Source organism: Pseudomonas sp. Q12-87, assembly GCF_001269755.1.
Lineage (GTDB): Bacteria > Pseudomonadota > Gammaproteobacteria > Pseudomonadales > Pseudomonadaceae > Aquipseudomonas > Aquipseudomonas fluorescens_S.
On the sequence record NZ_LHVI01000010.1, the window covers coordinates 319,693 to 343,360 of the forward strand.

The window sequence follows — 23,668 nt, forward strand, 5'->3', positions numbered from 1 at the left end:
GTAGGCCAGTTTGCCAGGCAAAACCTTGTGGGAGCGAGTCAGCCGTGGGCCTGTTTGAACAGCACGGCGACGCCTGGGTGATAGTGGCCGGCCTCGTTGCGCAATTTCCGGTAGGCATAGGGAAAGTACCAGGCCACGGCACAGGTGGTTTCCTTCTGCAGGTCGTCGACCATGTCCTGCAGTTCCTCTGGCGTGGCGCTCTGCTGGACTTTTTGCGGCGCGACGAACAGGCAACCCAGTTTCAAGTCGCTGGCATAGCTGATGCGCTTGGCATCGCTGGTGACTTCCAGCAAAGGCTGGGTCAGGTTCAGTTGGTTGACCTTGGGCCAGCGCTGGGTGGCCTGGATAAAGGCGCGTTCCTCCGTGCTGGCGATGACCAGGTCGGCGCTGACGTTGCGTTCGCCTTCCTCGTTCTGCTTGCGGGTCGGGGCGCTTTGCAACGTGACCATCTCGGCCATCCAGGCGGCGGCCGACAACAGGCCGAGGTTGGTCCTTTCATCGAACCAGTAGGGCGTGTCGTTATCGCCGCGCACGGCGTTGTAGCGGTCGATACAGTCAAACCAGCGTTCCAGCACTGGACGCAGGAATTCCAGTTTTGGGTTGCTGATGATCATGCCTTGCATAACCTTGCCCTCTTGTTCTTGTGATATCGGGTCGTAGTGTCTCTTTGATATCACTTCCGCCAGCGTGACACAAGATTGGCGTCATTCCATTGATCCCGGCCAATAATCGGCGCTGGGCCTGTGGCAGCTTTAATTGACGCTCCACCCCCAACCCTCTAACCTTCGCGGCTTGTTTCAGGTGCTCTGTGGCCTCGGTCGACAGAGTGAAACAGGGAAGCCGGTGAGTGCACACGAACCCGGCGCTGCCCCCGCAACGGTAAATGAGTCAACGCTGCGCCTACGCCACTGTGTCGCGGACATGGGAAGGCGCGCAGCTCGGCATCCCGCCGCTCATGAGCCCGGAGACCGGCCTGACTCATCCAACGGCATCACGGTGGGCGATGCCAGGCTTGCTGCCGTCTTTTTTTGTGCCCGCCCGCCGTTATCCAATCCCAACGGAGAGCTCCCCCATGACCGATACGTCTGATCGCGACGAACGCCACCTGGCGCGCATGCTGCGCAAAAAAGCCGTGATCGACGAGCGCATCGCCAATTCGCCGAACGAATGCGGCCTGTTGCTGGTGCTGACCGGTAACGGCAAGGGCAAGAGCAGCTCGGCGTTCGGCATGCTGGCGCGGTCCATGGGGCATGGCATGCAATGCGGCGTGGTGCAGTTCATCAAGGGGCGCAACAGCACCGGTGAGGAGTTGTTTTTCCGGCGCTTCCCGGAACAGGTGCATTTTCATGTCATGGGTGAAGGCTTCACCTGGGAAACCCAGGACCGCCAGCGTGACATCGCCGCCGCCGAAGCGGCCTGGGCGGTATCGCGGCAATTGCTGAGCGACCCAAGCATCGGCCTGGTGGTGCTCGACGAACTCAACATCGCCCTCAAGCACGGTTACCTCGACCTCGATCAGGTCTTGAGCGACTTGCAGGCCCGTCCGCCGATGCAGCACGTGGTGGTGACTGGGCGCGGTGCCAAGGTGGAAATGATCGAATTGGCCGACACGGTGACTGAAATGGGCATGATCAAGCATGCGTTCCAGGCCGGAATCAAGGCGCAGAAAGGCGTCGAATTGTGAGTGATGCTTCCCTGGCGAACCGCCAATGCCCGGCGGTGCTGATCGCGGCGCCTGCCTCGGGGCAAGGCAAGACCACCGTCACCGCCGCACTGGCCCGCTTGCACCGCAAACAGGGACGCAAGGTGCGTGTCTTCAAGTGCGGCCCGGATTTCCTCGACCCGATGATTCTGGAGCGGGCCAGCGGCGCGCCGGTCTATCAATTGGACATGTGGATGGTTGGCGAGCAGGAAAGTCGCCGACTATTGTGGGAAGCCGCCGGCGAAGCGGACCTGATCCTGATCGAAGGGGTGATGGGGCTGTTCGACGGCACTCCGTCCAGCGCTGATCTGGCGCGACATTTTGGCGTCCCGGTGCTGGCGGTGATCGATGGCACGGCCATGGCCCAAACCTTCGGCGCCCTGGCTTTGGGCCTGGCGCGTTATCAAGCTGACTTGCCATTCGCCGGGGTCTTGGCCAACCGGGTCGGCACCTTGCGCCATGCACAGTTGCTCGAAGGCAGCCTGACCGAAGGCTTGCGCTGGTACGGCGCGTTGTCCCGGGAAACCGGCATCGAATTGCCCAGCCGTCATCTCGGGTTGGTGCAGGCCAGCGAGTTGAACGACCTCGACCTGCGCCTCGACGCGGCAGCCGATGCGTTGGCCGGCAGTTGCGAAGTGGCGCTGCCGCCCGCGGTCGAATTCGCCGCCCCCGAAGTGATCACCGCGCAGCCATGGCTCGACGGTGTGCGCATCGCCGTGGCCCGGGACGAAGCGTTTGCCTTCACCTATGGCGCGAGCCTGGATCTGCTGCGGGCGATGGGCGCGCAGTTGAGCTTTTTCTCGCCGATCCATGACAGCGCATTACCCGAAGCCGATAGCCTGTATCTGCCTGGCGGCTACCCAGAACTGCACCACGTGGCGCTGGCCGGTAACGCACCGATGCTGGCGGCGATCCGTGCCCATCATGCAGCGGATAAACCCTTGCTCGCCGAATGTGGCGGCATGTTGTATCTGCTCGATTCCCTGACCGACGTCGAGGGCACCCGCGCCGAACTGCTGGGCTTGCTCGCCGGCGATGCGCAGATGCAAAAGCGTCTGGCGGCCCTGGCCCTGCAAGCAGTGGATCTGCCGGAAGGCACCTTGCGTGGGCACACTTATCATCATTCGCTGACCAGCACCGAGCTTGAGCCGATTGCCCGTGGCCATAGCCCTAATGGCGGGCGTGGCGCAGAGGCGGTTTTCCGGCAAGGGCGAATGACGGCTTCTTATGTGCATTTTTATTTTCCATCCAATCCCAGGGCGATTGCCGCGCTGTTTGCGCCTGACCTCGAGGCCGCCTTCGCGAGCAGGCTCGCTCCCACAAGGGACCCTGTGATCTCAAGTGCAACGCAATCCAGTGTGGGAGCGAGCTTGCTCGCGAAGCGGCCATGACCGACAACGCCTTCCCCCAGGCCGAACGCGACGCGGTCTACCGCGCCATCGCCGAACGCCGTGACATGCGCCACTTCACCGGCGGCACGGTTGAACCGGCCTTGCTGCGCCGATTGCTGGAGGCCGCGCACCAGGCACCCAGCGTAGGGCTGATGCAACCGTGGCGGTTTATCCGCATCAGCGACCGGGTTTTACGCGCAAACATCCAGCAGTTGGTGGAAGAAGAACGCATCCGCACCGCCGAGGCCTTGGGCGAGCGCAGCGATGAGTTCATGAAGCTCAAGGTCGAAGGCATCAACGACTGCGCCGAAGTGCTGGTGGCGGCGTTGATGGATGACCGCGAGCGGCACATCTTCGGTCGCCGGACGTTGCCGGAAATGGACCTGGCCTCGCTGTCCTGTGCGATCCAGAACCTATGGCTGGCCGCCCGCGTTGAAGGGCTGGGAATGGGCTGGGTGTCTCTGTTCGAACCCCAGGCCCTGGCTGACCTGCTGGGCCTGCCCGCCGGCGCCAAGCCGCTGGCGATATTGTGCCTCGGCCCGGTCGAAGGTTTTTATCCGGCGCCAATGCTCGCGTTGGAAGGCTGGGCGCAGCCGCGTTCGCTGAATGAGTTGCTCTATGAAAACCATTGGGGAGTGCGCCCATGAGCGTCGCGTTGCTCAGTGTCGCTGCGGTGGCGCTGGATGCGTTGCTGGGCGAGCCCCGGCGTTGGCATCCATTGGTAGCATTCGGCGGTTTTGCCGAACGCATCGAACAACGCTTCAACGCCGGCGGACGTGGCTGGCGCAGTCATGGCGTGACGGCATGGATCATCACCGTGCTGCCGCTGACCTTGCTCGCCACAGCCTTATCCTGGGCGCCGATGGTTGGGTGGTTGGTGGAGATTCTCGCACTGTACTGCGCCCTCGGCCTGCGCAGCCTCGGCGAACACGTCGAGCCGGTGGCACGGGCGCTGCGCGGCGGGGATCTGGACGAAGCACGCAAGCGTGTCGGTTACCTGGTCAGCCGCGAAACCGCGGAACTGGACGAAACCGCCGTGGCTCGCGCCGCCACCGAATCGGTGCTGGAGAACGGCAGCGATGCGGTGTTCGCCGCGCTGTTCTGGTTTGCGGTGGCCGGCGCGCCTGGCGTGGTGCTGTATCGCTTGAGCAATACCCTCGACGCCATGTGGGGTTACCGCAACGAACGTTTCGAACGCTTCGGCTGGGCGGCGGCCAAGATCGACGATGTGCTCAATTACATCCCTGCGCGCCTGGTGGCGTTGACCTACGCGTTGCTCGGCAAAACCCGCCTGGCGTTCAAGTGCTGGCGCACCCAGGGTCCGACCTGGGACAGCCCCAATGCCGGGCCGGTCATGGCCGCCGGTGCTGGTGCGTTGGGTGTCGAGTTGGGCGGGGCGGCGGTTTACCACGGTGAACTGCACCAACGTCCGCCGCTGGGCGAAGGCGTGCCGGCGAGCGCGGACTCCATTGATCGCGGCTGGCAATTGGTCCAGCGCGGCGTATGGTTGTGGTTGCTGATTCTCTGCCTGGGAGCTGAGTTTTATGCTTGAGCACGGCGGACGCTTGCGCAACGCGGCCTTGCAATACGGCATTGCCGAAGCCGATTGGCTGGATCTGTCCAGCGGCCTGGCACCCTGGCCGTTCGATGTCCCGACGATACCGTTGCGCGCCTGGGCACGCCTGCCGGAAACCGATGACGGACTGGAGCACGCCGCCTGCGATTATTACGGCGCGGCGCAGGTATTGCCGGTGGCCGGTTCGCAGATGGCGATCCAATTGCTGCCGCGCCTGCGCCGGGCGGGCAAGGTTGGCGTCTTGTCACCGTGCTACGCCGAGCACGCCGAAGCCTGGCGCCGCGCCGGCTACATCGTGCGTGAAGTGCTGGAAGCGGAGGTGGATTTCTTTCTCGACAGCCTCGACGTACTGGTGGTGGTCAACCCGAACAATCCCACCGGCCTGAGCCTGACTCCCGAGCGTTTGCTGGACTGGCACGCCCGTTTGGCCCAACGCGGCGGCTGGTTGGTGGTGGACGAGGCCTTTATGGACGTTACGCCGCACCTCAGCCTGGCGGACCAAACCCATCAGGTCGGGCTGATCGTGTTGCGGTCGTTTGGCAAGTTCTTTGGCTTGGCCGGGGTGCGCCTAGGGTTTGTATTGGCCGAGCGTCGCTTGCTCAAGTTACTCGCCGAACAGGTCGGGCCGTGGGTTGTCAGCGGGCCGACCCGGGTGCTGGGCCAGGCCTGCCTGCTGGATACCGCTGCCCAAGTCCGCCAGCGACAACGCTGCGAAGCCAGCAGTCAACGCCTGGCGCTGATCCTCGAACGCTACGGTTTCAAACCCCAGGGCGGCTGCGGCCTGTTCCAATGGCTGGTCACGGATCAGGCCCAGGAGCTTCACGATTTCATGGCCCAGCGCGGCATTCTCCTGCGCTTGTTCGTCCACAACAGCAGCCTGCGCTTCGGGCTGCCGGCTGATGACGCCGAGTTCCTGCGTCTCGAACAGGCGCTCGAGGCCTACACCAAGGACATCCAATGACCACAGTGATGGTGCAAGGCACCACGTCCGATGCCGGCAAAAGTACCCTGGTTACGGCGTTGTGCCGCTGGGTTCGGCGCCAGGGTGTCAGCGTGGTGCCGTTCAAACCGCAGAACATGGCGCTCAACAGCGCCGTGACAGCCGACGGCGGCGAAATCGGTCGCGCCCAGGCCGTGCAGGCCCAGGCCGCCGGCCTTGAACCGCATACCGACATGAACCCGGTGCTGCTCAAGCCCAACAGCGACACGGGCGCCCAAGTGATCATCCATGGCCGCGCCGTCACCACCATGAACGCCGTGGCCTATCACGATTACAAAGCCATCGCGATGCAAGCGGTACTCGCTTCCCATCAACGCCTGAGTGCGGCCTATCCGGTGGTGATGGTGGAGGGCGCCGGCTCGCCGGCGGAGATCAACCTGCGTGCCGGTGACATTGCCAACATGGGCTTTGCCGAGGCAGTGGATTGCCCGGTGCTGCTGATCGCCGACATCAATCGCGGCGGGGTATTCGCCCATCTGGTCGGCACCTTGGAGTTGCTGTCGCCCAGCGAGCAAGCGCGGGTCAAGGGCTTCATCATCAACCGTTTTCGCGGTGACATCGCCTTGCTGCAACCGGGCCTGGATTGGTTGGAAGCGCGCACCGGCAAACCGGTGGTGGGCGTGTTGCCCTACGTGATGGACCTGCACCTGGAAGCCGAGGACGGCCTCGACCAGCGCCAGGCCGACAAGGCCGAGCAGGTACTCAAGGTGGTGGTTCCGGTGCTGCCGCGCATCAGCAACCACACCGATTTCGATCCGTTGCGGTTGCACCCACAGGTCGACCTGCAATTCATCGGCCCCGGCCAGCCCATCCCGCCGGCCGACCTGATCATCCTGCCCGGTTCGAAAAGCGTGCGCAGCGACCTGACCTACCTGCGCGCCAACGGCTGGGAAACCACGATCCAACGGCACCTGCGCTACGGCGGCAAGTTGCTGGGCATCTGCGGTGGTTTGCAGATGCTCGGCCAGCAGGTCCACGACCCTCTGGGGCTGGAAGGCGCGGCGGGTTCCAGTGCTGGCCTGGCTCTGCTGGATTTCGAAACGACGCTGGAACATGAGAAACAACTGCGTAATGTCCGCGGGCGCCTGGCCTTGGAAAACGCCGAGGTCAGCGGCTACGAAATTCACGCGGGCGTGACCTCGGGCCCGGCATTAGAGCAGGCGGCGGTTCATTTGGACGACGGTCGTTGCGACGGCGCGCAAAGCCTCGATGGGCAGATTTTCGGCACCTATCTCCACGGGCTGTTCGAGTCGCCCCAGGCCAGCAGCGCGTTGTTGCGTTGGGCCGGGTTGCAGGATGTGCAGGCGGTGGATTACCACGGCTTGCGCGAGCGCGATATCGAGCGGCTGGCGGATCTGGTGGAACGGCATTTGGACATTGGGTTGTTGCGTCAGCTTTGTGGGATTTAGGGTGGCTGACTGGCCTCTTCGCGGGCAAGCCCGCTCCCACAGGGGAATGCATTTCAAACTGTGGGAGCGGGCTTGCTCACGAAGAGGCCGGTCGCCACACCGCCAATAAAAGGTAATGACTCATGCTCCAACTCATCCTCGGCGGCGCCCGCTCCGGCAAAAGTCGCCTGGCGGAAAAACTTGCGGCCGAAACAGGCCTGCCAGTGACCTATATCGCCACCAGCCAACCCCTGGACGGCGAGATGAACGCCCGTGTCGCCCAACACCGCGCTCGCCGCCCGGCCGACTGGGCGCTGGTGGAAGAACCGTTGGCCCTGGCCCGTGTGCTGCGGGAGAACGCCGCGCCTGGACAATGCCTGCTGGTGGATTGTCTGACCCTCTGGCTGACCAACCTGCTGATGCTCGACGACCCCGATCAACTGGGCACAGAACGCGATGCACTGCTGGACTGCCTGGCCGCGCTGCCCGGGAACATCATTTTTGTCAGCAACGAGACCGGAATGGGTGTCGTGCCGCTGGGCGAGTTGACTCGCCGTTATGTCGATGAAGCCGGTTGGCTGCATCAAGCCTTGGCCGAACGGTGTCAGCGCGTCGTGCTGACCGTCGCCGGCCTGCCCCTGACTCTCAAAGGTACTGCGTTATGACTCACCGCTGGTGGCTGGACCCATGCAAGCCCCTCGACACCCAGGCCCTGAAACAGGCCACGGCCCGTCAGCAACAACTGACCAAACCGGCCGGCTCGCTAGGACGGTTGGAGTCGGTGGCGGTGCAACTGGCGGGGCTGCAAGGGCAGGTCAAGCCGCGCCTGGATCAAGTCTGGATCGCGATTTTCGCTGGCGACCATGGCGTGGTGGCCGAGGGCGTATCAGCCTTTCCCCAGGAAGTGACCGGGCAGATGCTGCTCAACTTCGTCAGCGGCGGAGCGGCCATCAGCGTCCTGGCGCGGCAATTGGGCGTGTCTCTGGAAGTGGTGGACCTGGGCACCGTGACGCCTGCGCTTGACCTGCCCGGTGTGCGGCATTTGCATGTCGGGCCGGGCACGGCGAATTTCGTCCACGGCCCGGCGATGACCGCGGCCCAGGGCGAACAAGCCTTGCAGGCCGGACGCGACAGCGTGACGCGCGCCGTCGCGGCGGGAACGCATTTGTTCATCGGCGGCGAAATGGGCATCGGCAACACCACGGCCGCCAGCGCCCTGGCCTGTGCCTTGCTCGATTGCCCAGTGGCGCATCTGGTCGGGCCGGGCACTGGGCTGGACGCGGCGGGTGTCAGCCACAAGGCCCAAGTGATCGAGCGGGCCCTGGCGCGGCACAATGCCCAGCGCGATGACCCGTTGCAGACCTTGTTCAACCTCGGCGGTTTTGAAATCGCCGCGTTGGGCGGTGCGTACCTGGCGTGTGCCCAGCAGGGCATCGCCGTGCTGGTGGATGGCTTCATCTGCAGCGTCGCGGCCCTGTTGGCGGTGCGGTTGAATCCTGAATGCCGGCCATGGTTGCTGTTCGGCCATCGCGGTGCCGAACCGGGCCATCGCCACGTGCTCGAAACCCTCGGCGCCGAACCGCTGCTGGACCTCGGCCTGCGCCTGGGCGAGGGCAGTGGCGCGGCGCTGGCGGTGCCGTTGTTGCGCCTGGCCTGTGACCTTCACGGGCAGATGGCGACGTTTGCCGAGGCCGCCGTGGCGGATCGCCCGGCATGACCTTGCGCCTGGACCTGCTGCGTCACGGCGAAACCGAGCTGGGCGGCGGACTGCGCGGCAGCCTCGACGACGCCTTGACCACCAAGGGCTGGGAACAGATGCACGCAGCGGTGGTGGCGGGCGGGCCCTGGGATCGGCTGGTGAGTTCGCCGTTGCAACGTTGCGCGCGTTTCGCCGAGCTACTTGGCGCCCGACTCGGTGTGCCGGTGCATCTGGACAAGGATCTGCAAGAGCTGCATTTCGGCGCCTGGGAAGGCCGCAGCGCGGCGGCGTTGATGGAGACTGACGCCGAAGCACTGGGCCGGTTTTGGGCCGATCCCTATGCCTTTACGCCCCCCGAAGGCGAGCCAGTGCTGGCGTTTTCCAACCGCGTCCTGGCAGCGGTCAACCGCTTGCACGCGGCCTATGCCGGTCAGCGGGTCTTGCTGGTCAGTCACGGCGGCGTGATGCGGCTGCTGCTGGCCCAGGCCCGCGGCTTGCCACGGGAGCAATTGCTCAACGTCGAAGTCGCCCATGGCGCACTGTTCTCCCTGACCGTGTCGGCAGGTTCAGTGCTCGAAGAGACGGATTGACCATGTTGCCGTTCTGGATCGCCCTGCAATTTCTCAGCAGCCTGCCGGTGCGCCTGCCTGGCATGCCCGAGCCCGAACAACTGGGGCGTTCGCTGCTGTTCTATCCATTGGTGGGGCTGGTGTTCGGTGCTTTGCTGTGGCTGCTCAATGCACTGCTGATGGGTGCACCGTCGCTACTCCACGCCGCGCTGTTGCTGACGGCCTGGGTGATGCTCAGCGGAGGCCTGCACCTCGACGGCCTGGCCGACAGCGCCGACGCCTGGCTGGGCGGTTTTGGTGACCGCGAACGCACGCTGCTGATCATGAAGGATCCGCGCAGCGGGCCGATTGCGGTGATCACCCTGGTGTTGGTGTTGTTGCTCAAGTTCGCCGCGCTGCTGGCATTGATCGAGCAGGGGCAAGCGTTGGCCTTGATCATCGTGCCGGTGCTGGGGCGTGCGGCGTTGCTTGGCCTGTTTCTCAGCACACCTTACGTGCGCGCCGGCGGGTTGGGCCAAGCGCTTGCCGATCATCTGCCCCGGCGCGCGGGTGGATGGGTGTTGTTGGTGTGTGCGTTGGGCTGTGTGCTGGTGGCGGGGTGGCACGGCGTTTGTGCATTGGCCGTTGCCTTCGCGGTGTTCGTTGGCTTGCGGCGGATGATGCTGCGCAGGCTCGGGGGCTGCACCGGGGATACCGCCGGGGCGTTGCTGGAGTTGCTTGAAATAGCGGTGTTGGTGGGGTTGGGGTGGGTCTGAGTTGACGGGAACGCGATGGTGGGCCGTTTCGGGATCTGAGGGGTCAACCCTTTAACCCACTCATCCGAGCAAACTCCATCAATCCACCGTCATGCCCAAGCCCCAATTTGTCCATGGCGGTGCGTTTTTGTCGGCTGATAGTTTTTTCACTGCGATTGAGCTGGGCTGCAATCTGTCTGCCCGACATCCCGTGCACGAACAGCCTCACCACCTCCAGCTCCCGTTCGGAAAGGCTCACCCGGTTGGCGTCCGAGCGCGTGGCGGCCAAGGATTGCCCTCGCAGAAGCTCAAGAAAAGCCGGGCATGCATACTGCCGCCCCTGGGTTACACCGAGGATGGCCTGTTTCAGTTCCATCAAAGGACTGCGTTTATCGAACAAGCCGTTCACGCCGGTATTGAGCAAGGCCTGCAACACGGACGGATTGCGTAGCATGGTGATCACGATCAGGGGGCAGGCGCGGTAGTGGCGTTTCAAATAGCCCATCAGGGCCAGGCCGTCCGGGAACTGCCCATCGGGCATCGAATAGTCGCTGATGACCAGGTCGCAGGGGGTGCGCTCTAAGTGCTGGAGCAGTTCATCGGCGTTGCGAGCCTTGGCAACCACTGAAAATCCAGCCCCCGCCAGGACCATTTCGATACCCGTCAGCACGACGGGGTGATCATCGGCAAGGATGACGCGTATAGGGTTGTCCGAAGGAGGCCTGTGCGACACTCGCGTATCGTCACAGGTGCTGAGGCCGAAAATGTCGCGGCATTCGGGCGTGTGGTTCAGATTCATTGCTGCCTCTACAGGGGCCAAGTACATCCCGACCGCTGCTGACAAGCCATCGGAGCGCTCAGATCAAGCCTCGTTCGCGCGCGATTTTTCCCGCGAGATGACGCGAACTGACGCCGAATTTTCGGCGAATGTTGTTGAAGTGATAATTAACGTTGGCCTCGCTGCAATCAACGATGACGGCAATCTCCCAAGAAGATTTGCCAGCCTCGCTCCATTGCAGAAATTCCTTCTCCCGCTTAGTGAGTCGGATCGTTTGAGCAGGGGTTTTTTCCGTGGAGTGGTAATGGTCCTGGTATGGCGCCGAACGTCCAGAAATCGCGGTGCTGTGGTACATGACTGAAACTCCCATTCATCATCATTATTTGATGGCGTGGGGATGGCGGAATCTTCCCACTTCTTGATGGCATGGTTCGCACAACCCGTCTTCAAGCCCGCAGGCAGGGCTGAAAGCACGGTTTCGTTTATAGCTTGATTCAAAGCACCTGAAACCTGTCAGACATTACAGGTGGGGGACTCTAATGAGTAATGGTTGAAAAGGCTGTCAGCCAAAGCGCCTGATTTTGTGGGATTTATTTCCGTCTGGTTGACGATTCCGTTTGTCCTGACCAAGCAAAAAACCAGGAGAAAGCGAGGCTAGGGAACATGGCATAAGTGAAAATTGCCTTTTAAATTTGCATTCCCTCAATCCCGGGTATATACACGCACCATGCTTCCTTCCCAATGCTTGTGCATCAACCTGCGTCGTGCCGCGCGTGGCGTCAGCAGGTATTACGACGGCGCCCTCGACGGCTTCGGGATCAACGTTGCCCAGTATTCTTTGCTGAGCAACCTGGCGCGCCTGGACCAGCCGAGTATTTCGTCCCTGGCCGAGGCCATGGGCCTGGATCGCAGCACCCTGGGGCGTAACCTGCGGGTGCTGGAAGGCGAGGGGTTGGTGGCGCTGGCCGAAGGTGAAGACCTGCGCAACCGCATCGTCGAGCTGACCGAAGCCGGGCATGCGCGGTTGGCGGCAGCGTTGCCGGCTTGGGAAGCGGCGCAACAACGATTGATCGATAAACTGGGTGCCGAGAAGCGCACAGCCTTGCTGGCCTTGCTGGATGAGTTGGCGTAACGCCGGTTCGTTCGATGACAAGCGGGTATATACCCGCGAGCGGAGAATAAGAATGACATCGATGTGGCGTACCTGTGGTTGGGTCCTGGTGGGGAGTGCGCTGATCCTGGCGTTGTCCTTGGGCGTGCGGCATGGCTTCGGCCTGTTTCTGGCCCCCATGAGCGCCGAGTTCGGCTGGGGCCGGGAGGTGTTCGCCTTCGCCATTGCCTTGCAGAACTTGATCTGGGGCCTGGCGCAGCCGTTCACCGGCGCGTTGGCTGACCGCTTCGGTGCGGCGAAAGTCGTGCTCATCGGCGGCGTTCTTTATGCCGTTGGCCTGGTATTCATGGGCATGGCCGACTCGCCATGGTCGTTGTCGTTGAGCGCGGGGCTTTTGATCGGTATTGGTCTCTCGGGTACATCGTTCTCGGTGATCCTCGGCGTGGTCGGACGTGCCGTGCCTCCGGAGAAACGCAGCATGGGCATGGGCATCGCCAGTGCCGCCGGCTCCTTCGGCCAGTTCGCCATGTTGCCCGGCACGCTGGGGCTGATCGGCTGGCTCGGTTGGTCGGCGGCCTTGTTGGTGCTGGGTTTGCTGGTGGCGTTGATCGTGCCGTTGGTGAGCATGCTCAAGGACGTGCCGGCGCCGCTGCTGGGCCATGAGCAAACCTTGTCCGAGGCGTTGCGCGAGGCGTGCAGCCATTCGGGGTTCTGGCTGCTGGCGGTTGGTTTTTTTGTCTGTGGTTTTCAGGTGGTGTTCATCGGCGTGCATTTACCGGCCTACCTGGTGGACCAACACCTGCCGGCCAGTGTCGGCACCACCGTGCTGGCCCTGGTCGGGCTCTTCAATATCTTCGGCACCTATACCGCCGGCTGGCTGGGCGGGCGCATGTCCAAGCCACGGCTGTTGACCGGGCTGTACCTGGTGCGGGCGGTGGTGATCGGATTGTTCCTGTGGGCGCCGGTGACGACTACCACGGCTTATCTGTTCGGTATGGCGATGGGCTTGCTGTGGCTGTCGACCGTGCCTTTGACCAACGGCACGGTAGCGACGCTGTTTGGTGTACGAAATCTTTCGATGCTCGGTGGGATTGTGTTCCTGTTCCACCAATTGGGTTCGTTCCTCGGGGGCTGGCTGGGCGGGGTGGTGTACGACCGCACCGGCAGTTACGACCTGATCTGGCAAGTGTCGATCCTGCTCAGCCTGTTGGCCGCAGCACTGAACTGGCCAGTACGCGAACGCCCGGTGGCGCGCCTGCAAGCCCAGGCCGGTACAGCATGAGTCGCGTCGGCCCATGGTTGATTGCCGTCGGCGCTGGTCTGCTGCTGGCGTTCGCCTGGTGGGGTTGGCATCAGGGCGGGTTGGCCTTGATGCAACTGGGCATGGGTAATTGTTGAGCGGTGGACGACGTCGGGCGCGGCGGAGTAACGTCGTGGTCTGACGTGCGTTTAAGGGAATTCCGACATGTTGATGCGCTGGTTTGCTGTTCCTGCTCTGTTATTGGCTGTGGCTGGACCGGTCTTGGCGGCCGACTGCCCGCCGTTGCTGGAGGGCTCGCTGCCCAAGTTGCGGGCCAAGGAAACTATCGATCTGTGCCAACGTTTCGCCGGCAAGCCATTGGTCGTGGTCAACACCGCCAGTTTTTGTGGGTTCGCCCCGCAATTCAAAGGTCTGGAGGCGCTTAACCAGCGCTACAAGGACGAAGGGCTGCAAGTACTTGGCGTGCCGTCCAATGATTTCAAGCAGGAAGCCAAGGACGGCGCGGAAACGGCCAAGGTCTGCTACGTCAATTATGGCGTGACCTTCACCATGACCGAGCCGCAACCGGTGCGCGGTTCTGATGCCATTCCGTTGTTCAAGCATCTGGCCGAACAATCCGGCGCGCCGAAATGGAATTTCTACAAATACGTGGTGGACCGCCAGGGCAAGGTTGTCGGCAGTTTTTCCAGCCGGATCAAACCCGACGATCCCGAATTCATCAAGGCGGTAGAAGCGGCTATCGCCTCCAAGCCCTGAGCGCCAGCCACGAAAAAGCCCCGCCTCTGTGTAGAGAGCGGGGCTTTTTTTCGCTTCAGGTGACGAGTGGTTCAGATTCGCCTTGCAGCATCAGAAGCGGTAGGTCGCACCGACACCAAAACCGTTGGCGCTGTTTTCGTATTCAGCGTTGTAGGACTGGCCCAGGGCATTGGTTCGATTGATGTTGACTTTTTCTTCCTTGAGGTAGGAATAAGCCACATCGATGGTCAGGTCGTCGGTTGGGCTCCAGCCTGCGCCCAAGCTGAAGATGGTCCGGTCACCGGTAGGGATGCGTGGTGAGCGGTCGGTGTTGTTGGTCGGCGACTGGTCGAAGGACAGGCCGGTACGCAACACCCACTGCTTGTTCAACTGATACGACGTACCGATGGCGTAGGCCCAGGTGTCATGCCAGTTCTGTTCTTCAGTGATGGTGCCGAGAAACGCAGGGGCCAGCGCGCCACCGGCGGCCGGGGTCACGCCTTCGTTGTTGACGGTGATTTCCTTCAGGCGGCTCCAGCGTGTCCAGGTGCTGCCTGCATAGACGGTCCAGGCATCATTGAGCTGCTGGGTGACGGAAAAGTCCACCGACTCCGGTGTGGTGATGTCCAGCGACGCGTCATAGCGCGCGCCGTTGAGCAGGAACGCCGGTGTACCCGCGCCCGGGCTCACTTCGGTGTGGCCTTCGAGCTTGTACTTGACCTTGGAGTGGTAAGTCAGGCCGACACGGGTGGTGTCGGTCGCCTGGACCAGCACGCCGATGTTATAGCCGTAGCCGATGTCGTCGCCCTTGATCTTCACGTCACCGTCGTTTGGCGACAGCGGAGTGTTCAGGGTCGATTCCAGTGCACCGGAGATACGGTTGATGGTCGGGCCAAAACCGATCGATACCTTGTCATTGAAGGCATAGCTGACGGTGGGTTGGAAGGTGACGACCTTCACTTCGCTCTTGCTGCCGAAGTTGCCGCCCTGGAAGCCGTTTTCATAATCGGTGATCAGGCCGAACGGGGCGTAGACACCCAGGCCGAAGGCCCATTGGTCATCGATGGGCTTAACGTAATAGCCCATCGGAACGCCCGTGAGCGGGACCATGTCGCCCTTGTTGGTACCGGACTTGGTGCCGCTGGCATCGTTGATATCGGTGGAAGCATCGATGGCGGCAAAGCCACCGGTGACCTGTTGGCGCTTGAGGCGCGACATCCCGGCAGGGTTGCCAAACACGGTGCTTGCGTCATCGGCAGCGGAAGAACGGCCCGCAAAACCAGTGCCCATGCCACTGATGCTTTGTTCGTTCAAGGCAAAGCCACTGGCGAAAAGTTGTGTGGATGCCAAGGTAACGGCAAGGCCAAGGGTGGTTTTGAGCATGATTTTTTTCATTGTTAGAACTCCTGATGGTCACCGGGGCGAAAATTACCAACATTTTCGTTCAAGCGCTATAGCTTGTATGGCTTGATTTAGAGGGGTTTTGTAGGACAATCCGACCAGAATCGCGACCGTTGTAGGAACTTTCCGAATTTCCCATCAGCAAGCGACCTGATTCAGTGGTGAAACACAGCTCTGCCAGGCACAAGTGAAATCTCGCAGGCGTCCCTGAGGGTGGAATGCTTGCCGCCAGATGCGGGCCATCCCGAGCAGATCATTGGCTTCGGGAAGCGTGGTGTTCTGTTCCTCCACCAGCAGCCAGGCGATGGCAGTGGCATAGCGCAGGTTGACGGTCAATTCCAGGTGCGGGCCGCTGAGAAAGGCGTGTTGGCTGGCCAGGCCGCGAACCAGGCTGGCGCGCTCCGGGTCCAGCGCGAGGTAATGATCCCAAAGCGCTTGGTGTCGAGGTTCGGTGATGCGATACAGGCCATGCCCGCGCCGGTCATGGAGGGCCGAACCCAGCGCCGACTGGCTGGCGGCTATGCCCAGCAACAAGGATTCCGCGGTTGCGCTATGACGCCCCAGGTAAAGGAGCGTCGGGCGGATCACATATCGACACAGTTCGCTGGCAGCGATACCCATAAAGCCCTCGGAATGCGAGATGGGCGGAGCCTGAAGGTGTGGGCTTGGCAGCGGTGGATCGGTTCAGGCCCCGCCGAAAGCGGATCATGCCGCTTGAGTTGAAGTGTAGTGTCATATTCCTGCTGTAAAGGGCTGTTTTTAAAACATCTTCAGCGAACGGTTATAACCGTTATATCCCTTGGTGCTTACGCCGTTGCGCTTTATCGAGAAATTCCAGGCAATAAAAAGCCCCGCTTTCTGGGCGGGGCCTTTGGGGTTTCAGCCTTTCTGGCGTATCAGGCAACCAGTGCCTGGCGAGTACGCTCGATCACGGCCTGCAGCGGTTCGGCGCTGGAGTATTGATCGGGGTACAGGCGTTCGCTGTGACGAGCGATGCCATGTTCGTTGACCAGGGTAAAGCTGAAGCAGCCTTTGCGAGCGGCCATGATCAGGCAGTTCATTGGAGCAAAAGCGTTGGTTAGGGTGCGGATGGCATCCTGTGTATGGATTTGATTAGACATGTTATGGGTGTTCCTACAAATGACACGGTTAAGAACCGTGCAACGTTAAAACGTTCCAGTAACGTCGACCACCATTGGTCGAACGAAGAACCCGACTGGAACAAAGCAGCCAGTTTGAGCGCTATAAAAAGTGCGCGCTTGGGCTGGCAGGTAGGTACTTAGGAGGGCAGGCAACACATCAAGGGCAAAGGTTCTGGGCCCGGGGTGAAGATCCTGATCAATTTGCAGGTTGGTTCGGTCAGAGTAATGAGCCTGGCAACACCCTTTGCATTCGATCAAAGGCTGTGTTGGCGCAAGGTTTACCTGGAAACCATCGAGGGGGCCGGTCTCTTTTTATCGGTGCTGCGTCCCTTGAGGGATGGCTGACCGCAGAGATGTGTTCGACCCGGAATTGACTTTCAGCTTGGTACTAACGTCGCGGATACTAACGGATCGAATCCCTGAAGGGAAGGGCATTGGTCAAAAAATATTCAAGCGGGTCGCAAGCCGATGCCCTCACCACCTTCAAGCTCGGGTTTCGCGACCCGATGCGCCAGAAAAATAGCAGCGTTATAACCCGTTCGCATGTTACTTGTGCACACTCGCCACGCCGCTTGTCACCGTACTGTCATGTGGGAACAATTGAGGGTGGGTGCCTGTATCCAAAATTTAAGTCAATGAAAAACATCGCTTTTTTTTACTGGTGAAAAAATCGTCAGTTTAAGCGCAGGCCCCGTTCCACAGGGCTTGCGGCGAGTTCAGGGTAGGTTGTCCACTGAGTTATCCACAGCTTCTGTGGATTGTCCCAAGCGCTTGCTCTAGCACGGGCGTGCCGGTTTTTTTCGGCTTTACCCGCGCGAAAAAAAGAGTAGAGTGGCGCGCCTTCCGATCTGTCTCACAGTGCTTTATGAAGTTTCGCTCAGTATCAAATTCTGTTACTTCCACGCCCGCCAGTGTTACCCCACCCAAGCGCATTTCGATGCGAGTGGCTGAGTGGTTGCTCGACAGTCCGCGCCTGGGAGAAAGCCCCAGCGTCAAACACCTGGCCGGTCGCCTGCTCAAGCAGCCAGCCCGTGAAGGCGTGGTGGCCGCGCAAAGTCGCCTCGGGCAATTGATGTGCCGCGAATGCGGTAATGCCCGGGACCGGCGTATCGGCCACGACCTGCTGCGCCAGGCTGCACGGGCCGGCGATCACCGGGCTCGTCAGGCCCTCGGCGAAATCGAAGACTGAAACCGCAGTCCGAGCTGGGCAACCCCCAGCCGCTTGGTTAACCTTCGGGCTTTATCTCATCGGCAGGAAATGTCATGGCTATGGATTTGACCAGCTTGTTGCTGGGCCTGGCGGGGGCAGCGTTGCCGTTGCTCGCACTGTCATGGCACCTGCAACGCCAGGCCAGTGCCGCGCGGACCGAGCTGGCGCTGCAGGAAGAGCGCCTCGCCACTGCCCACATGGCCCACGACGGCCTGAACGCCCAGCTCGACGCTTGCCGCGATGAAATCAGCGACCTGAGCCAGGCCAACGCCGCCAAGCAAGCTGAACTCGCCGCCGCCTGTCGCGAAGTCGAGTTGTTGCAGATCGAGCGCGACAACGCCCGGGACGCGGCCCACGCCTGGAATCTTGAGCGCGCCAACAAAGAAGCCGAGCTGCGGCGGCTCGACGCCCAGGCGGCGTCGTTGCAGGCCGAGCTGCGCGAGCAACAGGACAGCCATCAACAGCGCCTGGAGGACTTGCAAGGTTCACGAGACGAACTGCGGGCGCAGTTTGCCGAACTGGCCGGCAAAATCTTCGACGAGCGTGAGCAGCGCTTCGCCGAAACCAGCCAGCAGCGCCTGGGCCAGTTGCTCGATCCACTGAAAGAGCGCATCCAATCTTTCGAAAAACGCGTCGAGGAAAGCTATCAGGCCGAGGCGCGCGAGCGTTTCTCCCTGGGCAAGGAACTGGAGCGGCTGCAACAGCTGAACCTGCGCCTGAGCGATGAGGCCACCAACCTTACCCGGGCACTCAAGGGCCAGAAAACCCAGGGTAACTGGGGCGAATTGATCCTGGAGCGGGTGCTCGAACACGCGGGCCTGGAGAAGGGGCGCGAATATCAGACCCAGGTCAGTCTCAAGGGCCCGGACGGCGAGCGTTTCCAGCCTGACGTGTTGATTTATCTGCCCGGCGACAAACAAGTAGTGGTCGATTCCAAGGTCAGTCTTACCGCGTATCAGCAGTACGTGGCCGCCGAAGATGACGCCATCGGCCAGCATGCTATCAAGCAACATGTGGCGTCATTGCGAGCCCACGTCAAAGGCTTGGCCGGCAAGGATTACAAGCGTCTGGACGGGTTGCACAGCCTGGATTTCGTGTTGTTGTTCGTGCCGATCGAAGCGGCGTTCTCCGCCGCCCTGCAAGCCGAGCCGAACCTGTTCCAGGAAGCCTTCGACCGCAACATCGTGATCGTCAGCCCGACCACGCTGTTGGCGACTTTACGGGTGATCGACAGCTTGTGGAAACAGGAACGCCAGAGCCAGAACGCCCGGGAAATCGCCGAGCGGGCGGGGTGGCTGTACGACAAGTTCGTGCTGTTCATCCAGGACCTGGACGAGATTGGTGGTCGCTTGCAGCAACTGGACAAAGCCTACAGCGCCGCACGCAACAAGCTGACAGAAGGGCGTGGCAACCTGATCAGCCGCAGCGAACAGCTCAAGCTGCTCGGGGCCCGGGCCAGCAAGAGCTTGCCTGCCGAATTGCTCGAACGGGCGATGACGGATGCGGATGGGTTGCCTGAGTTACCGGAAGAAACGGCAAAAGCCCAGGATTAATGAAACCCTTAGGCTTGATGCAAAACCCTGTGGCGAGGGAGCTTGCTCCCACTGGGCTGCGCAGCAGCCCCTTTTTGTGAAAGCTGCGCACTCAAGCGGGAGCAAGCTCCCTCGCCACAGAGGCCACCCTACATCCCCCGAGTTCCCTACAACGGCAAATGCCGACTTAACAACGCCCGCAACGCCGCTGGCTTCACCGGTTTGGCCAGGTAATCCAGTCCCGCCGCGTGCACCTGGGCGATCATCTCGGGGCGACCGTCGGCGCTGATCACCACACCCGGGATCGGCTCACCCATGCGCGTGCGCAACCAGGCCATCAACTCGGTACCGGTCTCGCCGTCGTCCAGATGGAAGTCCACCAGGGCCAATTGCGGCCGTCCCCCCTCGGCAAGCCAACGCTCGCATTCATCGCGGTTGCGCGCCGTCCACACCTGGCAGCCCCAGCGTGTCAGCAGGCTGTTCATGCCGATCAGGATGCTGTCTTCGTTGTCCACGCACAGCACCTGCGCGCCGCTGGGCAAATGGCCGTTGGGTTCGGCTACGGCGGCGGGTACGACTGCCGGTGCGTGGGCCAGGGGAACGCTGACGCTGAACACGCTGCCGCGCCCCGGCCAAGAGCGCACGCGCAAGGTGTGGCCCAGCACGCGGCACAGCCCATCGGCGATTGCCAGTCCCAGCCCCAGGCCTTTTTCAGCGCGGGTCTGGTGGCTGTCCAGGCGTTTGAATTCTTCGAAGATCACCTGCTGCTTATCCTCGGCAATACCCGGGCCGCGATCCCAGACTTCCAGGCACAACTCGCCGCTGCGTCGGCGCACGCCCAGCAACACCGGTCCCTTGGCATAGCGAAAGGCGTTGGTAAGGAAATTCTGCAAGACCCGTCGCAGCAGCTTGATGTCGCTGTCCACCCGCAGGTGTGAGCCTCGCACGCGAAACTTCAGGCCCTGCTCCTGGGCCAGCGCGGTGAACTCGGCGCCGAGGATATCGAACAGCTCATTAAGGGCGAAGGGCTTGCGGTCGGGGTTGATCTTGCCGTTTTCCAGGCGGGAAATGTCCAGCAGATCGGTGATCAAGTCTTCGGCCGAACGCAGCGAACTGTCCAGGTGTTGCACCAGTTGCCGGGCTTCCTGCGGCAGGTCTTCGTGCTGGTGGGACAGCGCAGCGGAAAACAGTCGTGCGGCGTTGAGCGGCTGCATCAAGTCGTGGCTGACCGCCGCCAGGAAACGGGTCTTGGATTGATAGGCCGCTTCGGCGGTGCTTTTGGCATCGGTCAGGGCCAGGTTCAGTTGCGACAATTCCCGGGTGCGCTCAGCCACCCGTTGCTCCAACCCTTCGTTGGCTTCCGTCAGGGCATATTCGGCCTCGCGGAACGCGGTGATGTCGGTGAAGCTCATGACGAACCCGCCGCCGGGCATCGGGTTGCCGATCAGCTCGATCACCCGGCCATTGGGAAACAGTCGCTCGGAGGTATGGGCGCGGCCCTGGCGCATCCAGTGCAGGCGCCGGGCAACATGGACTTCCGCCTCGCCGGGGCCGCACAGGCCGCGTTCGGCGTTGTAGCGGATGATGTCGGCAATGGGCCGGCCGACGCTGATCAACCCGTCCGGGTACTTGAACAACTCCAGGTAGCGCCGGTTCCACGCCACCAACCTAAGGGACTGATCGACCACGCTGATGCCTTGGGTGATGTTCTCGATGGCGCCTTGCAGCAGTGCCCGGTTGAACTGCAGCACTTCCGATGCTTCGTCCGCGATCCGCACGACGTCTTCGAGTTGCATCTCCCGGCCTTCAATCGCGGCTTTTACCACCGCCCGTGTCGAGGACGCCCCCAGTACACCGGCCAACAGGCGTTCGGTGTGGGCGATCCATTCGCTGTCAGCGTTCTGGCTGGGATTGAAGCCCTTGCCCTGGCGGTAGGCAAAGCGGATGAAGCTCTGCCGCGCCCGTTCTTCTCCGACGAAGCGTGCGGCCAACTGCAACAGGTCGTCGATGTGCACCGCGAGCATCGAGCGGGCGCTGGGACGGGCGCTGATTTCCTGGCCGATGAAGCGTCCGGCCTGCCAGTGCTCCGATACGCGCGTGCGTGACAGCACCGACACCCAGGCAAACAGAGTGAAATTACCGGCCAGTGACAGCACCACCCCTTGGGTTAGCGGAGTAATTGGCAGGTTCAATGGGTTGCCGTGCAGCCAGGCCAAACCCGGGAAACTGCCCAGCGACCAGCCCAGGCTGTGGGCGGCGATCGGCAGCACCAGGGTGTAGAACCATAGGAAAATCCCCGTGGCGAGGCCGGCGAATACACCGCGACGGTTGGCCTGCTTCCAGTACAGCGCGCCCAGCATGGCGGGGGCCAGTTGGGTCACGGCCGCGAAGGCAATCTGGCCGATGGTTGCCAGGCTCGCCGTCGAACCCAGCAAGCGGTAGCTGACATAGGCCAGCAGCAGGATCACCACAATGCTCACCCGCCGTACCGAAAGCATCCACTGGCGGAACACTTCGAACGGCCGCTCGGCGTTGTTGCGGCGCAACAGCCAGGGCAGCAGCATGTCGTTGGAGACCATGGTGGACAGCGCCACGCTCGCGACAATCACCATGCCGGTGGCCGCCGAGGCGCCGCCGATGAACGCCAGCACAGCCAGGGCCGGGTGGGCCTGGGCGAGAGGCAGGCTGATGACGAACGAATCCGGCAGTACCGAGCTGGGCAGCATCATTTGCCCGGCAAGGGCGATGGGCACGACAAACAGCGCGGCCAGGGCCAGGTATGCGGGGAATACCCACTTGGCCAGGCGCAGGTCCTGGGGCTCGATGTTTTCCACTACGGTTACGTGAAACTGCCGCGGCAGGCAGATGATCGCCATCATTGCCACACCGGTCTGCACCACCATGGACGGCCAGTTGATGGTTTCCTTCCAGTACTGCTCCAGCCGCGGCGCAAGCATCGCCTGGTCGAACAAATCATCGAAGCCGTCATAAAGACCGAACGTCACGAAGGCGCCGACCGCGAGGAAGGCGAACAGCTTGACCAGGGATTCGAAGGCAATCGCCAACACCATGCCACGGTGGTGCTCGGTGGCGTCAAGGTTGCGGGTGCCGAACACGATGGTGAACAGCGCCAGGATCAGCGAGACAATCAGCGCGGTGTCCTGAGCGCGGGTACCCATCGCATCGGCGCCAGCGCCGATCAGCAGGTTCACGCCGAGCACGATGCCCTTGAGCTGCAAGGCAATGTACGGCAACACGCCCACCAGGCAGATCAACGCCACCACCACCGCCAGGGATTGGGACTTGCCGTAGCGGGCGGCGATGAAGTCGGCGATGGAGGTGATGTTCTCCTGCTTGCTGATCATCACCATTTTTTGCAGCACCCACGGCGCCAGCACCATCAGCAGGATCGGCCCGAGGTAGATTGGCAGGAATGACCAGAGCTGTTCGGCGGCCTGGCCCACGGCGCCAAAGAACGTCCAGCTGGTGCAATACACCGCCAGCGACAGGCTGTAAACCCAGGCCCGCACCCGAGGCGGCAACGGCGTGCTGCGCCGGTCGCCGTAGAAGGCGATGGCGAACATGATGGCCATATAGGCCAGGGCAACAACGGCGATCAACCCGCTGGACAACGACATGGAAACTCCCGGACAAAGACACCGGGACTCGAGCCCGGCAAGACAGTCTCGCATGCCCGTCCGGGTTCGTCAGTGTCGACCAAGGTCGGGGCGTGGCGGGGTGTTGGGGCTTTTTGGGTTTGTAATGTTTGTGCGGGCCTCATCGCGAGCAAGCTCGCTCCCACAAGGGACTTGGGGCGAATACAGATCCATGGTTCACCCAGATCAAATGTGGGAGCGGGCTTGCTCGCGAATGCGGTCTTACTGACCCAGCGCGATATCCACCAACCGATACAACTCCTCGGCGTCCAGCGGCGCGGTGGCGAACAGGATGCGAAACACCGTCGGTGCCACCACCACGTTGACCAGGCGTTCGATGCCTGGATTGGGCTCGTCGGGATAACGATCCAGAATCGTCTGCAACTGGGCGCTGATGATTCCCACGCAATACCCCGGCGTAGCGCAGGCCTGGATGTCGCGCATCATGTTGCGCCCGGGCTCGGAGCTCATTTCGTCCAGGTACTGTTCGGCCCAGGCCAACAGGTCGCCGCGCAGGCTGCCGGTGTTGGCCGGTTCGCTGTCGGGGCGCATGCGGGCGATGGCGACGTCCGCCAGCAACGCCGGCAGATCGCCCCAGCGCCGATAGATCGTGGACGGCGTTACCCCCGCGCGCGCGGCGATTTGCGGCACGGTCAAGGTGGCGCGGTCCTGCTCCTGAAGCAGGGCGCGGACCGCCGAATGAATCGATTCCTGTACCCGGGCGCTTCTGCCGCCGGGGCGTAAACCTTCTTTAATAGCCATGGGTCGGACCTTAACACAAAG

23 protein-coding genes and 1 riboswitch are annotated in these 23,668 nt (G+C 62.1%); of the genes, 15 read left to right on the forward strand and 8 right to left on the reverse strand.

Annotation, left to right across the window (positions count from 1 at the left end; genetic code table 11):
- Nucleotides 1-38 precede the first annotated feature (38 nt).
- Nucleotides 39-623: a hypothetical protein gene (locus AD663_RS06315; RefSeq protein ID WP_053213443.1), complete on the reverse strand. Its 585-nt coding sequence runs from the start codon at nt 621-623 to the stop codon at nt 39-41.
- A gap of 159 nt (nt 624-782) precedes the next feature.
- Nucleotides 783-992, forward strand: a riboswitch (cobalamin riboswitch).
- An 80-nt stretch (nt 993-1,072) separates the two neighbouring features.
- On the opposite strand from AD663_RS06315, the gene cobO reads away from it, so the two are divergent.
- From cobO to AD663_RS06365, 10 genes are all read left to right on the forward strand, one after another.
- Nucleotides 1,073-1,684: a cob(I)yrinic acid a,c-diamide adenosyltransferase gene (cobO, locus tag AD663_RS06320; RefSeq protein WP_003179008.1), complete on the forward strand. Its 612-nt coding sequence runs from the start codon at nt 1,073-1,075 to the stop codon at nt 1,682-1,684.
- Nucleotides 1,681-3,093 (forward strand): cobyrinate a,c-diamide synthase, encoded by a 1,413-nt coding sequence (locus tag AD663_RS06325; RefSeq protein WP_003179010.1) that lies wholly within the window; start codon nt 1,681-1,683, stop codon nt 3,091-3,093. The genes cobO and AD663_RS06325 overlap by 4 nt, the downstream gene beginning before the upstream one ends.
- The gene (gene bluB / locus AD663_RS06330; protein ID WP_003179012.1) at nt 3,090-3,740 is read left to right on the forward strand and encodes a 5,6-dimethylbenzimidazole synthase; all 651 of its coding nucleotides are present in this window, start codon (nt 3,090-3,092) and stop codon (nt 3,738-3,740) included. The genes AD663_RS06325 and bluB overlap by 4 nt, the downstream gene beginning before the upstream one ends.
- Nucleotides 3,737-4,645, forward strand: a complete 909-nt coding sequence (cbiB, locus tag AD663_RS06335; protein WP_003179014.1) for an adenosylcobinamide-phosphate synthase CbiB — start codon at nt 3,737-3,739, stop codon at nt 4,643-4,645. Before bluB ends, cbiB begins: the two co-directional genes overlap by 4 nt.
- The gene (gene cobD, locus AD663_RS06340; protein WP_003179016.1) at nt 4,638-5,630 is read left to right on the forward strand and encodes a threonine-phosphate decarboxylase CobD; all 993 of its coding nucleotides are present in this window, start codon (nt 4,638-4,640) and stop codon (nt 5,628-5,630) included. The genes cbiB and cobD overlap by 8 nt, the downstream gene beginning before the upstream one ends.
- Nucleotides 5,627-7,078 (forward strand): cobyric acid synthase, encoded by a 1,452-nt coding sequence (locus AD663_RS06345; RefSeq protein WP_003179019.1) that lies wholly within the window; start codon nt 5,627-5,629, stop codon nt 7,076-7,078. The genes cobD and AD663_RS06345 overlap by 4 nt, the downstream gene beginning before the upstream one ends.
- 122 nt (nt 7,079-7,200) lie before the next feature.
- On the forward strand, nt 7,201-7,722 hold the full coding sequence (cobU, locus tag AD663_RS06350; protein WP_053213444.1) for a bifunctional adenosylcobinamide kinase/adenosylcobinamide-phosphate guanylyltransferase: 522 nt from the start codon (nt 7,201-7,203) through the stop codon (nt 7,720-7,722).
- Nucleotides 7,719-8,774 (forward strand): nicotinate-nucleotide--dimethylbenzimidazole phosphoribosyltransferase, encoded by a 1,056-nt coding sequence (gene cobT / locus AD663_RS06355; RefSeq protein WP_003179023.1) that lies wholly within the window; start codon nt 7,719-7,721, stop codon nt 8,772-8,774. The genes cobU and cobT overlap by 4 nt, the downstream gene beginning before the upstream one ends.
- Nucleotides 8,771-9,346: an alpha-ribazole phosphatase family protein gene (cobC, locus tag AD663_RS06360; protein WP_053213445.1), complete on the forward strand. Its 576-nt coding sequence runs from the start codon at nt 8,771-8,773 to the stop codon at nt 9,344-9,346. The genes cobT and cobC overlap by 4 nt, the downstream gene beginning before the upstream one ends.
- Before the next feature lie 2 nt (nt 9,347-9,348).
- Nucleotides 9,349-10,080 (forward strand): adenosylcobinamide-GDP ribazoletransferase, encoded by a 732-nt coding sequence (locus tag AD663_RS06365; RefSeq protein ID WP_003179028.1) that lies wholly within the window; start codon nt 9,349-9,351, stop codon nt 10,078-10,080.
- Between the two features lie 43 nt (nt 10,081-10,123).
- Here the strand turns inward: AD663_RS06365 and AD663_RS06370 are convergent, their stop codons facing one another.
- Nucleotides 10,124-10,858: a response regulator transcription factor gene (locus AD663_RS06370; RefSeq protein WP_053213446.1), complete on the reverse strand. Its 735-nt coding sequence runs from the start codon at nt 10,856-10,858 to the stop codon at nt 10,124-10,126.
- Between the two features lie 58 nt (nt 10,859-10,916).
- Nucleotides 10,917-11,192, reverse strand: coding sequence for a response regulator transcription factor (locus AD663_RS06375; RefSeq protein ID WP_033045937.1), 276 nt, complete (start codon nt 11,190-11,192; stop codon nt 10,917-10,919).
- 372 nt (nt 11,193-11,564) lie between these two features.
- Here AD663_RS06375 and AD663_RS06380 point away from each other — a divergent pair, with 372 nt between their 5' ends.
- The 3 genes from AD663_RS06380 (at nt 11,565) to AD663_RS06390 (ending at nt 13,965) form a co-directional block, all read left to right on the forward strand.
- Entirely contained in the window at nt 11,565-11,969 is a 405-nt protein-coding gene (locus AD663_RS06380) for a MarR family winged helix-turn-helix transcriptional regulator (protein ID WP_003179032.1), read from the forward strand.
- A 52-nt stretch (nt 11,970-12,021) separates the two neighbouring features.
- Nucleotides 12,022-13,230 carry an MFS transporter gene (locus AD663_RS06385; protein WP_003179033.1) on the forward strand — a complete coding sequence of 403 codons (1,209 nt, stop codon included), beginning with the start codon at nt 12,022-12,024 and terminating at the stop codon, nt 13,228-13,230.
- A 183-nt stretch (nt 13,231-13,413) separates the two neighbouring features.
- Nucleotides 13,414-13,965, forward strand: coding sequence for a glutathione peroxidase (locus AD663_RS06390; protein ID WP_003179037.1), 552 nt, complete (start codon nt 13,414-13,416; stop codon nt 13,963-13,965).
- 90 nt (nt 13,966-14,055) lie between these two features.
- Here the strand turns inward: AD663_RS06390 and AD663_RS06395 are convergent, their stop codons facing one another.
- From AD663_RS06395 to AD663_RS06405, 3 genes are all read right to left on the reverse strand, one after another.
- The gene (locus tag AD663_RS06395) at nt 14,056-15,339 is read right to left on the reverse strand and encodes an OmpP1/FadL family transporter (protein ID WP_053213447.1); all 1,284 of its coding nucleotides are present in this window, start codon (nt 15,337-15,339) and stop codon (nt 14,056-14,058) included.
- Nucleotides 15,340-15,483: 144 nt separating this feature from the next.
- Nucleotides 15,484-15,966, reverse strand: a complete 483-nt coding sequence (locus AD663_RS06400) for a hypothetical protein (protein WP_053213448.1) — start codon at nt 15,964-15,966, stop codon at nt 15,484-15,486.
- A 275-nt stretch (nt 15,967-16,241) separates the two neighbouring features.
- Nucleotides 16,242-16,466 carry a hypothetical protein gene (locus AD663_RS06405; RefSeq protein WP_003179043.1) on the reverse strand — a complete coding sequence of 75 codons (225 nt, stop codon included), beginning with the start codon at nt 16,464-16,466 and terminating at the stop codon, nt 16,242-16,244.
- Nucleotides 16,467-17,352: 886 nt separating this feature from the next.
- Here AD663_RS06405 and AD663_RS06410 point away from each other — a divergent pair.
- Together AD663_RS06410 and rmuC are read left to right on the forward strand one after the other, a co-directional pair.
- Nucleotides 17,353-17,676 (forward strand): hypothetical protein, encoded by a 324-nt coding sequence (locus AD663_RS06410; protein ID WP_003179045.1) that lies wholly within the window; start codon nt 17,353-17,355, stop codon nt 17,674-17,676.
- Between the two features lie 188 nt (nt 17,677-17,864).
- Nucleotides 17,865-19,250: a DNA recombination protein RmuC gene (gene rmuC, locus AD663_RS06415; RefSeq protein WP_172680588.1), complete on the forward strand. Its 1,386-nt coding sequence runs from the start codon at nt 17,865-17,867 to the stop codon at nt 19,248-19,250.
- A gap of 146 nt (nt 19,251-19,396) precedes the next feature.
- Here rmuC and AD663_RS06420 read toward each other — a convergent pair whose 3' ends face one another.
- Together AD663_RS06420 and AD663_RS06425 are read right to left on the reverse strand one after the other, a co-directional pair.
- On the reverse strand, nt 19,397-22,867 hold the full coding sequence (locus tag AD663_RS06420) for a PAS domain-containing hybrid sensor histidine kinase/response regulator (RefSeq protein ID WP_003179051.1): 3,471 nt from the start codon (nt 22,865-22,867) through the stop codon (nt 19,397-19,399).
- A 240-nt stretch (nt 22,868-23,107) separates the two neighbouring features.
- Nucleotides 23,108-23,647 (reverse strand): TetR/AcrR family transcriptional regulator, encoded by a 540-nt coding sequence (locus AD663_RS06425; protein ID WP_003179053.1) that lies wholly within the window; start codon nt 23,645-23,647, stop codon nt 23,108-23,110.
- Between the last annotated feature and the right edge of the window lie 21 nt (nt 23,648-23,668).